Genomic DNA, 13,639 nt, shown 5'->3' with positions numbered 1-13,639 from the left:
TGTAAACTTAGTAATCAAAAAACGTCTATTTCTATCGCACCTCAATTTTTGAGGCACGGGTGAAATAGACTTTTTTATTTGAATCAATATTTTCCTGCGTTAATCAGGCGGTGGCGTCGATATTCCAACGGACACCAAATTGGTCCGTGATAATCCCGAAGAAGCCGCCCCAATCTTTTGGAGTGAAGTCAATGACACGCTGACCGTTTTCGGATAGTTGGCCGTAGATGCCGGCTGCTTTTTTTGCGTTGTTAAAATGGAGACCCATAGAAACCGTTGCTCCTGACTGGATGTCTGGTGCACCGGGGATAACATCGAGTGCCGTAATTTGAAAGTCTGCATCGATGGTTAACACACCATGCACCACTAGATTGGCTGTTTTGTTATCGCTGGTTTCAAACAGTTCACCTGCACGCTGGATATCTAGGTGACCGCCAAAAACTGATTGATAGAATTTTAGTGCCTTATATGCCTGACCGTGAAACGTGAGATAAGGTAAAAATTGCATTGTATACACACCTCCTGTTGTGTGGCGTTGATATTAAGTTCAGCTTACCATATTAACAAAATTAATTAATTCACAAACGTTTGACTATGATTAGGCACATCGTTTATGCTTACGACGTAAGTGATGTGTCGTCTCTTCTGCTAGTATTAGTGAATTACAGAGCAAAGTTTGATCGATGGCACATCCAATTCCTAAATAGAATCAATTTTAGTCACTCATTTTGCAAACAAATAAGGAGCGTCAATTAAAATGGCCGAAAAATTTCGTTTTCAACCAACTGATATCAATGCACTTCAGGACAGCTATGATGTTGTCATCATCGGCTCAGGAAGTACTGGGATGGTAGCTGCCATTCAGGCACATGAACTTGGATTGAAGCCGGTTATCTTTGAAAAGATGCCAAAAATTGGTGGTAACACGATGCGTGCTTCATCTGGGATGAACGCCGCTGAAACCAATGTTCAGTTACATCATGGTGTTGTCGACAGTTACGAGGACCTTTACGCTGAAACCCTTAAGGGCGGTGGTGATTTAAACGATAAAGAGTTGCTTGGCTATTTCAGTTCACACGCTGCTTTATCAATTGATTGGTTAGCTGACCACGGTATTCGTTTAGACGATATTACCATCACTGGTGGGATGAGCAAAATGCGGACTCACCGGCCAGCAAGCATGGCGCCAATTGGTGCGTTCTTGGTTACTGAGTTATCAAAGGTCGTTCAGAAGGACGAATTACCACTGTTCACTGGCGTAACGGTCAACAGCTTGGTGAAAGATTCAGATGGCAAAGTTACGGGCGTTAACGCAACATTGCCTGATGGCAGCCAAAAGGTGGTTGGCGGTAAAGCTGTTATCTTGGCAACAGGTGGTTTCGGTGCCAACAACGATATGATTGAAAAGTACCGTCCTGACTTGAAGGGCTACAAGACGACGAACCAACCCGGGGCAACTGGTGATGGTTTGAAGTTAGCAACAGACGCCGGTGCTGCTTTAGTTCAGATGGATCAAATTCAGGTACACCCAACTGTACAACAAGATAACCCGCATGCATTCTTGATTGGTGAAGCCGTCCGTGGCGAAGGTGCCATTTTGGTTAATGCGCAAGGCAAACGGTTCGTTAATGAATTAACGACGCGTAAGGTAGTTTCTAATGCCATTACAGCTCTGCCAGAGCACAGTGCTTATCTGATTTTGGATCAAGGTATTCGTTCACGTGTTAAAGCCATTGAGTTCTATGACAGTATTGGTTTGGTTGTAACAGGTCCAAGTCTGTCAGAATTGGCTGGCAAACTGAATATGGATGTTGACACGTTGTCATCAACTGTTTCCACGTGGAACACCGCTGTGGCTGATCACGATGATAAAGAATTCGGTCGCTCAACTGGTATGGATCGTGATATTTCAGCTGGACCATTCTTTGCTATTCATATTGCACCCGCAATTCACTACACAATGGGTGGCATCAAGGCCAACCATAAGACGCAAGTATTGGACGAAAGCGGTCAGATCATTCCAGGCTTATTTGCTGGCGGTGAAGTTGTCGGCGGATTGCACGGTAACAACCGGATCGGCGGAAACTCGATCGCTGAAACGGTAATCTTTGGTCGTCAGGCTGGGGAACAAGTTTACGATTACATCAAAGGCTAAATAGTGTGTTAATAATACTGAAAAAAGTGGTTTGAGAGTTATTTTCTCGAACCACTTTTTGGTCTGGTATAAAATTTGCTTGTTTGAACCATTGAACGTTGATGTGGGTTGAACGAAAGCAACAGTATGTCAGCTAATGCCAAAAAAGGTGAGATCAGCATGATTAACGTGTCAATCACAAAGTTTACGCCCAGATTGCTGAAGTAGTCTGTAAACATGAAACTAAACGACACAGCAGGCGTTATGATCTGATGCGAAGGCATGTTAACTTCACGTGGGTGAGACTGTCGTGAAAGATGAAGGATGTGAAATAAATTTGGGAAGAATTGGTGAGCAAACGGAAAACTCATATAGGCAAGGACAAGATAATCGTCGAGTGGGCTGAAAGCAAAGCGAACGCCGACTCCAGGTTGTAATGAAAATAGTAATAACAAAAACAACATTGCCGGTAAGCCAATTAAATAACCCCGAATAATCTGTTTCAAAAAAATCCCCCCAAACCTGGATGAACGAATTGACGCATCGTGTTTTGGAGGGATTATACAATATTATTTTTGTTGTCGTCGAGTGAATAAGCTTCGAGAAATCATCTAATTAATGTAAGCTAATTACCCATTTTGTAATTAGTGTGTTTATCTAATTTAAACTTGGTCTTTAGGCCGTCTGTAACGTAGATTTTTTTGTCGTTTGTAATGAAGATAGCCTGAATTTTGGGCTTCTTATTCATGTATGCTAAGCCATCTTTTAGTCCCTTATCAAACGCAGCATTGGATAAGGCGTCACCGTCAATCGACTTTTTAGAGACAATCGTGACACTGGCTAGATTATTTTCATATGGGTAGCCAGTTTTGGCATCGAACAAATAAATGTATTTATGACCGTGGGACATGAGGTACTGCTCATAGGTACCAGCAGTCACAATTGACATGTCAGATTCTTTAATGGTGCCAACAGCGTCACCGCGAGGTTTGACTGGGTTCTGAATACCGACTTGCCAAGGCTTGTTATGGCCTTCCGGCGAATTACCCATCACAATTATGTTCCCGCCTAAGTTAATAATGCCGGAGGTAACGCCGTTTTCCTTAAAGACCTTTTTGACTTGGTCCGCAATATAACCTTTTGCAATTCCGCCAAAGTCGAGCCGCATGCCTTTCTTGGTAAGGTAAACAGTACGATTTTTATCATTCAATTGAACGTCATGGTAGTCGACAAGCGGCAATGCCGCATCAATTTCTGACTGTTTAGGGACTCGTGCTCCTGGCAAACCGATTTTCCATAAATTGGTAACGGCACCAATTGCCATGTCGAAACTACCCTCAGAATTTTCTGAAACGTCGAGGGCTTTTTGAACCATTGGATAAAAGTCTGCAGGCACTTTAACAGGTTTGATGCCGGCATTTGCGTTAATTTTATCAAGTTGTGATCCGCCACGTGTCAACGTGGATTCATCGTCCATGTGATGAATTTCCTTAAAGCCTTTATCAATGACGGACTTCTTACCTTTGTCGTAAATTGACAGGGTGCAGACGGTGCCCATCACCATCTCAGTTTTCTCATAAGGATTTTTTACCATTGTGTGCTTTTGAGGTTTCTTTGCACAGCCACTCAATACTGCCAATAAGGCAACGGTTAGGCTACCCCAAATAAGCGCTTTTTTCATAATTGCCAAACTCTCCTTAAATGCCACAATTTATAGCCAAAAATAAACTTTGATGGCACACTCATATGTCTTGTGAGAACTGTTACATTTTACCGCAAAACGCGGGCAATGTGGGGTTGATTTTGAAAACGATTACAAACGGCGGTAAAATTAAGCTAAGATAAGTCTAAGCAGATTGTTAACTTTCAATCAATGGAGGAACAAACATGAAAAATCATGGTAAATTGAACGCAACACTTTTAACCCCTGCATACTGGGAGAAATATCATCTGTCGGACGGTGTTGATTTCGCTAATCAGTTTCAAGCAATCGACGCGCAAGATCTGGGCGAAAATGATCGTAAGCAAGCGTTGGACGAACTGCTAAAGAAGATGGCAGCCAAAGGGTATAACAATCCAGCTAACTCAATGTATGTTCTGTATTCAGCTATTTTGGTTCAACGAAACTGATACTCGGTTTTGTGGTGGATGTCGCTTTCGCTTCCGGTTGTCAACATTGACACGCTCGCCGTGGGACCGGTTCAAGCTCCCTGAAAACCGGAATCTTTCACCTCGTCGCCAAGCCTCGTGAGAACCTCGAGTCTTTGCGACCGTCCGTAACCTAAATTCGGAAAACCACCGAATTAACGTTACCTTCACGGCTCGGTATCACTGTTGACGCCCTTCAGCTGCACAGTGATGAACCATCCACTAACATCAGCATCTTTTGATTTAAAAGTGGTCTGTAAGTATTTTTATCATTTGTCCATAGGATAGAAAATTGATAATGGTTTATTTACTGCTACATGAGTGGAGCTGGCCTGAAACATAGTTCCGTGTCGGCACCACTTGGCGGCATGAATTTGGCCGTTTAGTGGTGCGGGACGACTTATGGGACGTGAGTTTCGGCCCATAATCGAGGGGGAAAACCGTGTTTTTTGCGGGTTGAACCCGGTCCTCATGGAACGGCGTTTTAGGCCAGCGTAACGGCCCTGTCTGGACATGAATTATTTGGAGCTAAATTAATTACCAGAAACCGTAATAAAGGAAAATAGGTGTCTTCACTTATCGCTCATTTACGCAATGGAGCAGTGAAGACACCTATTTTTATACACAATTGAGTTGAATTAATCTGTAGTCGGCAACGTTAACCGCTTTTCCAACCAGTTTTGACCAACAGTCAGCAATGAGCAGCATGCCCAATAAATGAGTGCGACCAATAGATAGACGGTCATGTAGTCAAACTGCTTACCGCCCTGGATTTTAGCACGCATGAACATTTCGGAAACGGTGACCATCGCGGCCAGCGAAGTTCCCTTGAACATATCTAGCAAGATATTGCCCAGTGCGGGGATGGCAATCCGGAATGCTTGCGGCAAGATGACGTAATGGACGGCTTTACCATACGACATGCCAAGCGAATAGCTAGCGGCCCATTGACCATCTTCGACGCCCATAAAGGCAGAACGAAAGACTTCGGAAACAAACGCTGCTGCGTTTAGAATGAACGCAATGGCTGCAGCTACAAAGGCGTCCAACTGAATGCCGGTGTAGGGTAGCCCAAAATAGAGAATGAACAGCAGGACTAACGAAGGCACACCGCGCATAAACGAAATGTACGTCCGGGTCAGCCAGTGAAGCCAATGGCGTTTGCTCATTTGACCGAGGGTGAGGAAAAAGCCGAGTACGAGTGCGCCGATAAAGCTGACAACGGTGAGCTCAACTGTTAGTGGCAAGCCGCCAAGAATGTAGGGCAAAGCATGCCACGCGAAGTGGGCATTAAAAAAGTTAGGAATAGTCAGCCAATTTAGCAATGAATTCATGAGCGTTCCTTATTTAATCTTAAAGTAAGTTGTCTTAACGTTAGGCTTTTTGGAGACGTCTTGGCCGCCGTAAAATTCCTTCGATAGTTTGGTGATGGTGCCATCTGCTTCTAACTTCTTGATTTCTTTATCGACTTCCGCAGTCAACTTCGTGTTGCTCTTCTTCATGATGATGCCTGTACCATTTTTATCGTTTTGAGTGGTGAAGTAAAGATTCTTTGGAATGGTTAGAGGCAAGTTAGGCAATGCCTTGAGCGCCATGGATTGTAAGTAGTAATCGTTTAGAATGACGTCAGTTCGCCCGTTTACAACATCGCGGAGGTAAACGTCGTTTGACACGTTATCGTAATTAACTTGCTTAGCGCCGAGCTGACTGGCCAAACGTTGATAGCCGGTACCAGCTTCACCGGCAGCCTTTTTACCCTTTAGGTCAGCGAAGCTGTGAATCCCAGATTGATCTGACTTGCGGACAACCATGCTGTCAAAACTGAATTTATAAGGAGTGGAAAGGGCAAACTGTTTTTCACGCTGTTTGCTGATGCTAAAGTCGTTGGCGGCCATTTGAGCAGTCCCGTTGTTAACGGCTGTCAGCATTCCGTCGACATCCATTTCTTTGAAGGTCACTTTTTTATGGAGTCCCTTGGCAACGGCTTTGACGACTGCAATGTCGTAGCCAGTTAGGGCACTCTTTTTATTGGCGTGAAACGAAGTCGGATACAGTGTGCCAGACGTTGCGACGACCCACGTTTTTTGGTCAGCAACCTTTTGGTTAGTTGACTTGGCCGTTTTACCACAACCAGCTAGTGTGAAGATTAAAATCAGTGCCATGGCTGATGCCAAAGCGGTTAAACGAATCGATTTCTTGGAATGAAACACAACAATCGCCCCCTTTAATTAGATTATCTTAAGCATAAAGGTTTATGTGAAAAATGTAAACGCGTTCATAAAATAAAGCATTACCGTTATATGGCATTATTTTTGAAAATAAGAATATAAATTTCACAAACTATTCAAACGAAGGTTCAAGTTAGGGACTACTATCGTTAATATGCTATAGTTTAGTTTAGGTAAACAGCTTCACAGCTGTGTTTTAAAAGGTATTCACAGGAGGATTGAAGTCGTGACGAAAGTTTATAACGTTGGTGTTGAGGCAACATTGGATGTGATCGGCGGTAAATGGAAGCCAGTTATCCTTTGTGATTTGCACGAGGGGCCAATGCGGACAAGTGAACTGCGTCGGGCCATTCCAAACGTGACACAGAAGGTTTTAACGGCACAGTTACGTGATTTGGAACGTGATGGTATAGTGACCCGAAAAGTATTCAATGAAGTGCCACCACGTGTGGTGTACGGATTGACGGAACATGGTCAAAATTTAAGTGGCCTATTGGAACAAATTTGTCAGTGGGGTGAAGAAGACGTCCGTCGTCGGGCAGCCAATGGTGAAAGTGTGGTCATTCGTCATCTCGGTGAGACTGCACCGAGTCGAGAAGAACTGCTTGGTTAATCCACGTTTGTCAAGGTACTTATTGGTAACCTAGGCACTTGCAAGTACCGTCTTGTTTTACTAAACGAACGCGCTAGTATTGAATATGAAAGCAAGTTGAGGAGGAATTTCAATATGGATGAATTAACATTAAACAATGGACAAAAAATCCCTCAGTTAGGATTAGGTGTCTTTTTGGTGCAGGACGCAACAGACTTAAAACGTTCTGTTGCTGATGCTTTAAAGGATGGTTATCGTCATTTTGACACGGCGGCTATTTATCATAATGAGGCTTGGGTTGGCGAAGCTCTGGCTGAAAGTGATGTTAAGCGTGAAGACCTGTTCATTACGTCAAAAGTTTGGGACAGCAACACGACTTATGATGAGACAATCGCGGCCTTCAAGGAATCACTGAAGAAGTTACAAACGGACTATCTGGACTTGTACCTCATTCACTGGCCAAGTGAAGGGTACACTGAAAAGTGGCGTGCCATGGAAGACTTGTACAATGATGGCAAAATCAAGTCGATTGGCGTGTCAAATTTTGAAAAGCCACATCTCGATAAATTGTTGGCTTCCGCAAAGGTTAAACCAGCGGTTGACCAGATTGAAACGCACCCATACTTCCAGCAAAAAGAGTTGCACGATTACTTAACAAGTTTGAACATTGCCCACGAGGCTTGGGGCCCATTGGGTCAAGGTAAGAGTGGTGTCATGGAAGATGCAACATTGAAGCAGATTGCTGATGCGCACAAGAAGAGCGTGGCGCAAGTTATCTTACGTTGGCATTTGCAACGCAACATCATCGTCATTCCAAAGTCCATTCACGCTGAACGGATTGCGCAAAACATCGATGTGTTTGATTTCAAACTCAGCGACGACGAAATGAACGCTATTGCGGGTATCGACAAGAATCGTCGTGGGTCGGAAGATCCTAACGACGAGGAATGGTTGAAGAAATCATTGTCGATGAACTAAATGCACTTAGATGCAAATTAAAGCGGACTGTAAATCTCGGGAATTCCCCTGATTTACAGTCCGTTTTTCGTGGGTATTTGATTAAGAGGTTTTGCACTCGACTGAAATTGACAACTTTCGGTCCATATATCGAGACAGGTCAAGCTTTGCATCGATGGCCGAATTCAAGCGACTATTGTTGCGAAGCAAGTTTAGCACACGGTTAGCTAAAATCGAGAACTGGCTTATAACTGTCTAGTGCTATTGCGCTCAACGATTTTAATTGGCAAAAACTTGGACTGGATTGGCTCATTGTCGTCATTCAACAGAGCTGCACAGCCAGCGCGGCCGATTTGGAAGAAGTCCTGCGTGACACTGGTGATGGTCGGTCTGAAAATACGGGTCAGTTTGGTTCCATCAATACTCATGACAGAGAGTTGCGCAGGGACTTCTAAGCCGTAATCGCGGGCCTGGTCGATGACACCGATAGCGGTGAGGTCACTGTTAGCGATAATTGCGGTGACCTCTGGTTGTTTGCCAAAATGCGCCATGGCTGTTTCTCCGTCTTCAAACGTAAAGTAACCAGGGACTAACCAATCCTCGTTGACTGCTAGACCATATTCTGCCATTGCTTCACGATACCCGGTCATGCGCTGTGTACCGACAAATGATTGTTCATCCATACCAACTAAACCGATTTTGTGGTGACCATGCTCGATGAGGTATTTGGTTGCTTCATACCCGATAGCATGATCGTCAGAGGCGATAAACGGACCGAGGTTTTCTTTGGCGGCAGTTGAGAGGAAAATATGCGGAATACCACTCGTTTTCAAGCTCGACAAAGACTCATCGCCAAGCTCCAAGGCGACGATCAAAACGCCCATGACATCTCGTTCAATAACCGTTTTAATGGCTTTGTCCTGAAGTGTAGGATTATTTTCGCCGGCGTATAAAATCATGACACTATTGCCGTTTTTGGTCGCCACATCGTGAATACCGGCGATGATTTCATCGGCAAAATTTGATTTAGTGGCTGAAATCACGACGGCCAGTACGTCACTTTGATGGCTGGCTAAGTCGGCGGCGTAGGCATTTCGCTGATAACCTAGGTCGGCAGCGACTTTGCGAACATGATCAGCCGTTTTTGAAGCAAAAAAGTTTTCTTTGTTTGATAGCACACGCGAAACGGTCGAGACAGAAACATTCGCCGCCTGCGCGACATCCTTAATGGTTACTCGCATAAGCACTCCAATAAAATTTACTGTCTCAAGTTTACCATTCGTAATTATACAAGTATACGCAAACGTTTGTGTTATTGTTTTAACAATGTTGCAAACGTTTGTGTAATGTGATAATGTACTTTTTGAAAGCGCTTACGGTAATGCGTAACGCGAAGTCAACAAGACCCAGGTACATATTTATAGGAGGCTTGATTATGCAAGCGACGGATTCAGACACTAAAGTAAAAGCGTCGACGGAAGTTGATGTGAACAAGGGATTGCCAAAATTAAAGTTATCCGCAATCTTTGCGATGACTTTTGGATTTTTTGGTATTAACATGGCCTTTTCACTTCAATCATCACAAATGGGACGGATTTTCCAGACCATTGGAGCGGATCCAACTAAACTTGGTTTCTTCTTCATTTTGCCACCATTGGCAGGGATGGTTGTTCAGCCTTTAATCGGTAAATATTCAGACAAAACATGGAATCGGTTTGGTCGGCGGATGCCTTATTTAATGATTGGTGCCCCGATTGCCGCTTTGGTTATGATTCTGTTGCCAAACGCTGGTTCGTTCGGCTTCGGATATGGTTCATTATTAGCGCTATTATTTGGTGCCTTTACCATTTTATTCATGGACCTATCTTCAAACGTATGTATGCAACCATTCAAGATGATTATCGGTGACATGGTTAATGAAGACCAAAAGGACATGGCCTGGTCTTGGCAACAATCATTCTCAAACCTTGGTGGTGTGTTTGCCACCATTGCCCCATATGTTTTAACACTGTTCGGGATAAGCAATATTGCGCCAAAGGGACAGGTGCCAAACTCCGTTAAGTTGGCCTTTTACATTGGCGCCGGGATTCTGTTACTGACTTCGCTTTACACGATTTTGTCAGTTAAAGAATACAACCCAACGGAATATGACTTATATCACGATATTGATCCAAACGAAAAGAAGCCCGATGTTAGTCTGTGGCACTTGGTTAAAGTTGCCCCAAAGGCCTTCTGGGAAGTTTCATTTGTTCAACTCTTTGCCTGGTTTGCTTTCCAGTATTTGTGGACATACAGCACTGGAGCAATTGCAGATAATGTTTGGCACACAACCAACCCAGCATCCGCAGGGTATCAAGCAGCTGGTAACTGGTACGGGATTTTAACATGTATCCAATCTGTTGCCGCTGTGCTGTGGGGCATGTTGTTGCTGTCACGCACTAAGGCGACGCAACGTAAGCTATGGTACAGAATTGGTTTAGTTATGGGTGGTGTCGGCTTTATCATGGTGTTCTTCACCCACTCACAAATGGGCTTGATCTTCCCATTCTGTTTGATCGGGATTAGTTACTTAACGATGCAAACACAGGCGTTTTCACTGTTTACGGAATCTTTGGACGGCACAAATGAAGGCGCTTACTTAGGACTGTTCAACTGTGGGATCTGTTTACCACAGATCATTGCATCAGTGGCCAGTTTCGCAATTTTCCCACTTATCGGTCAGTCAATGCCTGGCATGATTGTCCTCGGGGGTATTTCCCTAATTCTTGGTGCATTTGCGGTCAGTGTAATTCACCCAGCACTTTCAGAAACAAAATAGTCAGTTTGAAAAAATGAATTAAATTAGCTAAGAGACAAATGAGGAGGTTCATCATGCAACATCAATGGTGGCAAGGTTCAGTTGTATATCAAATATACCCAATGAGTTTTCAGGACAGCAATAATGACGGGGTTGGTGATTTGCCTGGGATTACATCACGGCTCGATTACATTAAGCAACTTGGCGTCGACGTGATCTGGTTGAACCCAATTTACAAATCACCTAATAAGGATAATGGTTATGATATTGCCGATTACAAGGCAATCAATCCCTTATACGGTGATATGAATGACTTCAATACGTTGCTTAAACAGGTTCATGAGCACGGAATGAAATTGATGATGGATTTGGTTGTCAATCACACGTCTGATCAGCATGCTTGGTTCAAGGAGAGCCGTCAGTCTAAAGACAATCCATACGCTGACTATTATATTTGGCGCGATCCGGTTGACGGCCATGAACCGAACAACTGGCAGGCTGCATTTGGCGGTCCGGCATGGACTTACGTGCCAGAACGCGGTCAATATTACTTACATTTGTTTGCTCCAGCACAGCCGGATTTGAATTGGGAAAATCCCGATGTTCGTCAAGCCGTCTTTGATATCGAACGGTTCTGGTTGGACAAAGGCGTCGATGGCTTCCGGATGGATGTTATCAACCTGATTTCTAAACAACCTGGTTTACCTGATGTGCCTGGTGAAGCGACTGCTGGCACAACGATGGACTTTGTCGCTGATGGACCGCGACTAAATGAATTCCTGCACCAGATGAATGAAGAAGTGTTGTCGCATTATGATGTGATGACGGTGGGCGAAATGCCTGGTTCAACACCAGAGGACGCAATCAAATATACCGGGTTGAAGAGCGAAGAGCTGAACATGGTCTTTCAGTTTGAACACGTTGGTTTGAGTGCTAACCCTGATGTTCGGTTGGGTAAATGGAACGATCAACCGGTCAAACTGACAGAGTTGAAAGATTCCCTGAACCGTTGGGAACAGGAGCTAGATGGCAAAGGTTGGAACAGTTTGTACTGGAACAACCATGATCAACCGCGTGCCGTTTCCCGGTTTGCCAACGACGATCCAGCGGTCCGCGTTAGGGCTGCTAAGATGCTAGGGACAGCATTACACATGCTGCAAGGCACCCCATACGTTTATGAAGGTGAGGAGCTGGGGATGACCAACGCTCACTTCACGTCACTATCACAGTATCGTGATCTGGAATCATTGAACGGTTACAAGGAAATGGTTGAAGAAAAGCACCTCGTGTCCTCGAGTCAAATGATGAAGGACTTAGCCAACATTTCCCGTGATAATGCGCGGACACCAATGCAATGGAGTACTGCGGCAAACGCTGGCTTTTCTGAGCACACACCGTGGTCTGAGATGAATACCAACTATCCTGAAATTAATGTAGCGGTTGAAGAAAATGACCAGGATTCGGTCCTTAAGTACTATCAGAAACTAATTGCCTTACGTCATGGCAGCGACTTGATTAAGTTTGGTGATTTTGAGGCACTAGACGCGGATGACGATCAGGTTTATGCGTACAAACGTCATTATGACGGGCACACATTGTTAGTTATGTGTAACTTCACTAACGACACCGTTACACGCGATTATCATCAGGGTGAGGCGACCGGAGAACTTATTGGTAACTACGCCGATGACCAGGGTGTTACGTTACGCCCATATGAGAGTAAGGTTTATGAGTTTGACGAAAAATAATTAGATCGGTTGAAAGTGCGTTGCCAGATGGCGCGCACTTTTTTGTTTTCACGTGGAACATTTTTATATTTAGAATTTTCTGATTGCAATCATAAAATTTGCCTTAACATACTGGCGGTTGCTATTCTGGAACTAACAATTATGGTGGTCAACTTACAAGCATGCAAAGTCAAACGCACGGATGAATAGATGCAAGTTCAACTGTGCGTTCAAAAAGGAGGACCAAACATGTTTAAAAAAACACAATTATTTGGTGTCATCGCCGCTGCCGGGTTGCTCATGGGGCCCGTGATAGGCGCGAAGGCAGCTGGTGATGTGGGCACTGCGACAACACAAGTGACAGCAGGATTTATCGCTGGGCAAGGTCCGACTAACCCAGTTGATCCGGCAAACCCTGGTGGCGGTCCTATTACTGATCCGTCTCATCCAGGGACCGGTGCTACCGGCGCGTTACGGCTGAACTATGTTTCTAAACTGATTTCGTTTGGCACGCAGCCAATTAATTCGGCCACCACGAAACGAGTAGGAACGTCAGGCTCCGATATGATTGGGACTTATCAATCAGCACAGGTTGCAGACGAACGCGGGACTAATGCCGGATGGGCACTGAAGGTTTCTGGGACACCGCTGAAGTCTGGTACGGATGAACTTGCAGGTGCGACACTAAAGTTGCCTGCTGGACAAGTCGTGACGGAATCTGGTATCGATAATGGCGCAGTGGCCAGCGAAGTAAGTAACGCTTTGGGCACAGGTGGCACGCTGTTATCGGCAGCAGGAGGTAAAGGTGGCGGACTAACAGTTGATCGCTGGACGCCAGCTCAAACGGAACTAACCATTATTGGTGGAACGGCAAAAGCTGCAGATTATTCAACCAACTTAACGTGGACGCTACAGGATTCGCCAACAAGTTAACAACCATTCTGACCCCATAATTGAAGTCACCGGTCAGCTTTCAGTTGAACGGTGCTTTTTTAAGAGTGATGCCGAAGCCTGGGAGAAAGCGAGCAATAACGTGGAAGACGTAACATTCGGTGG

Annotated in this window: 13 protein-coding genes; 7 read left to right on the top strand and 6 right to left on the bottom strand. The window is 44.6% G+C overall.

Annotated features, from left to right (window positions below; genetic code table 11):
• Positions 1-103 precede the first annotated feature (103 nt).
• Positions 104-508, bottom strand: a complete 405-nt coding sequence (locus G400_RS14645) for a VOC family protein (protein WP_017261292.1) — start codon at positions 506-508, stop codon at positions 104-106.
• Between the two features lie 249 nt (positions 509-757).
• Between G400_RS14645 and G400_RS0106495 the strand changes: the two genes are divergently transcribed.
• On the top strand, positions 758-2,155 hold the full coding sequence (locus G400_RS0106495; protein ID WP_017261291.1) for a flavocytochrome c: 1,398 nt from the start codon (positions 758-760) through the stop codon (positions 2,153-2,155).
• A 38-nt stretch (positions 2,156-2,193) separates the two neighbouring features.
• Here the strand turns inward: G400_RS0106495 and G400_RS0106490 are convergent, their stop codons facing one another.
• Both G400_RS0106490 and G400_RS0106485 read right to left on the bottom strand, forming a co-directional pair.
• The gene (locus G400_RS0106490; RefSeq protein WP_017261290.1) at positions 2,194-2,640 is read right to left on the bottom strand and encodes a hypothetical protein; all 447 of its coding nucleotides are present in this window, start codon (positions 2,638-2,640) and stop codon (positions 2,194-2,196) included.
• A 119-nt stretch (positions 2,641-2,759) separates the two neighbouring features.
• Positions 2,760-3,815: an FAD:protein FMN transferase gene (locus tag G400_RS0106485; protein ID WP_017261289.1), complete on the bottom strand. Its 1,056-nt coding sequence runs from the start codon at positions 3,813-3,815 to the stop codon at positions 2,760-2,762.
• Between the two features lie 206 nt (positions 3,816-4,021).
• Here G400_RS0106485 and G400_RS0106480 point away from each other — a divergent pair, with 206 nt between their 5' ends.
• Positions 4,022-4,264: a hypothetical protein gene (locus G400_RS0106480; protein WP_017261288.1), complete on the top strand. Its 243-nt coding sequence runs from the start codon at positions 4,022-4,024 to the stop codon at positions 4,262-4,264.
• A 656-nt stretch (positions 4,265-4,920) separates the two neighbouring features.
• On the opposite strand, the gene G400_RS0106475 is transcribed toward G400_RS0106480, so the two are convergent.
• Positions 4,921-5,616, bottom strand: a complete 696-nt coding sequence (locus G400_RS0106475) for an amino acid ABC transporter permease (protein WP_017261287.1) — start codon at positions 5,614-5,616, stop codon at positions 4,921-4,923.
• A 9-nt stretch (positions 5,617-5,625) separates the two neighbouring features.
• Positions 5,626-6,444 (bottom strand): transporter substrate-binding domain-containing protein, encoded by an 819-nt coding sequence (locus tag G400_RS0106470; protein ID WP_042655280.1) that lies wholly within the window; start codon positions 6,442-6,444, stop codon positions 5,626-5,628.
• Positions 6,445-6,736: 292 nt separating this feature from the next.
• Between G400_RS0106470 and G400_RS0106465 the strand changes: the two genes are divergently transcribed.
• Both G400_RS0106465 and G400_RS0106460 read left to right on the top strand, forming a co-directional pair.
• The gene (locus tag G400_RS0106465) at positions 6,737-7,123 is read left to right on the top strand and encodes a winged helix-turn-helix transcriptional regulator (protein ID WP_017261285.1); all 387 of its coding nucleotides are present in this window, start codon (positions 6,737-6,739) and stop codon (positions 7,121-7,123) included.
• Between the two features lie 114 nt (positions 7,124-7,237).
• Positions 7,238-8,080, top strand: coding sequence for an aldo/keto reductase (locus tag G400_RS0106460; protein WP_017261284.1), 843 nt, complete (start codon positions 7,238-7,240; stop codon positions 8,078-8,080).
• 224 nt (positions 8,081-8,304) lie between these two features.
• On the opposite strand, the gene G400_RS0106455 is transcribed toward G400_RS0106460, so the two are convergent.
• The gene (locus G400_RS0106455) at positions 8,305-9,300 is read right to left on the bottom strand and encodes a LacI family DNA-binding transcriptional regulator (protein WP_017261283.1); all 996 of its coding nucleotides are present in this window, start codon (positions 9,298-9,300) and stop codon (positions 8,305-8,307) included.
• A 194-nt stretch (positions 9,301-9,494) separates the two neighbouring features.
• Here G400_RS0106455 and G400_RS0106450 point away from each other — a divergent pair, with 194 nt between their 5' ends.
• The 3 genes from G400_RS0106450 (at position 9,495) to G400_RS14640 (ending at position 13,516) form a co-directional block, all read left to right on the top strand.
• Entirely contained in the window at positions 9,495-10,877 is a 1,383-nt protein-coding gene (locus G400_RS0106450; protein WP_017261282.1) for an SLC45 family MFS transporter, read from the top strand.
• Positions 10,878-10,930: 53 nt separating this feature from the next.
• A complete protein-coding gene (locus G400_RS0106445) occupies positions 10,931-12,604 on the top strand; it encodes a glycoside hydrolase family 13 protein (RefSeq protein ID WP_017261281.1) in 1,674 nt (557 codons plus the stop codon).
• Positions 12,605-12,832: 228 nt separating this feature from the next.
• Positions 12,833-13,516 (top strand): WxL domain-containing protein, encoded by a 684-nt coding sequence (locus tag G400_RS14640; RefSeq protein WP_017261280.1) that lies wholly within the window; start codon positions 12,833-12,835, stop codon positions 13,514-13,516.
• The last annotated feature ends 123 nt before the right edge of the window (positions 13,517-13,639 follow it).

Origin of the sequence: Furfurilactobacillus rossiae DSM 15814 (assembly GCF_000428925.1) — a bacterium.
Taxonomy (GTDB): Bacteria; Bacillota; Bacilli; order Lactobacillales; family Lactobacillaceae; genus Furfurilactobacillus; species Furfurilactobacillus rossiae.
Note: the sequence above shows the minus strand (reverse complement) of the source record. Positions and strands in the feature narration are given on the sequence as shown.

Bases quoted from the DNA above. Each gene is read 5' to 3' on its own strand.
- G400_RS0106450 (WP_017261282.1), top strand. From the start codon at position 9,495: ATGCAAGCGACGGATTCAGACACTAAAGTAAAAGCGTCGACGGAAGTT.
- G400_RS0106455 (WP_017261283.1), bottom strand. From the start codon at position 9,300: ATGCGAGTAACCATTAAGGATGTCGCGCAGGCGGCGAATGTTTCTGTC.
- G400_RS0106445 (WP_017261281.1), top strand. From the start codon at position 10,931: ATGCAACATCAATGGTGGCAAGGTTCAGTTGTATATCAAATATACCCA.
- G400_RS14645 (WP_017261292.1), bottom strand. From the start codon at position 508: ATGCAATTTTTACCTTATCTCACGTTTCACGGTCAGGCATATAAGGCA.
- G400_RS0106475 (WP_017261287.1), bottom strand. From the start codon at position 5,616: ATGAATTCATTGCTAAATTGGCTGACTATTCCTAACTTTTTTAATGCC.
- G400_RS0106480 (WP_017261288.1), top strand. From the start codon at position 4,022: ATGAAAAATCATGGTAAATTGAACGCAACACTTTTAACCCCTGCATAC.
- G400_RS14640 (WP_017261280.1), top strand. From the start codon at position 12,833: ATGTTTAAAAAAACACAATTATTTGGTGTCATCGCCGCTGCCGGGTTG.
- G400_RS0106485 (WP_017261289.1), bottom strand. From the start codon at position 3,815: ATGAAAAAAGCGCTTATTTGGGGTAGCCTAACCGTTGCCTTATTGGCA.
- G400_RS0106495 (WP_017261291.1), top strand. From the start codon at position 758: ATGGCCGAAAAATTTCGTTTTCAACCAACTGATATCAATGCACTTCAG.
- G400_RS0106460 (WP_017261284.1), top strand. From the start codon at position 7,238: ATGGATGAATTAACATTAAACAATGGACAAAAAATCCCTCAGTTAGGA.
- G400_RS0106470 (WP_042655280.1), bottom strand. From the start codon at position 6,444: ATGGCACTGATTTTAATCTTCACACTAGCTGGTTGTGGTAAAACGGCC.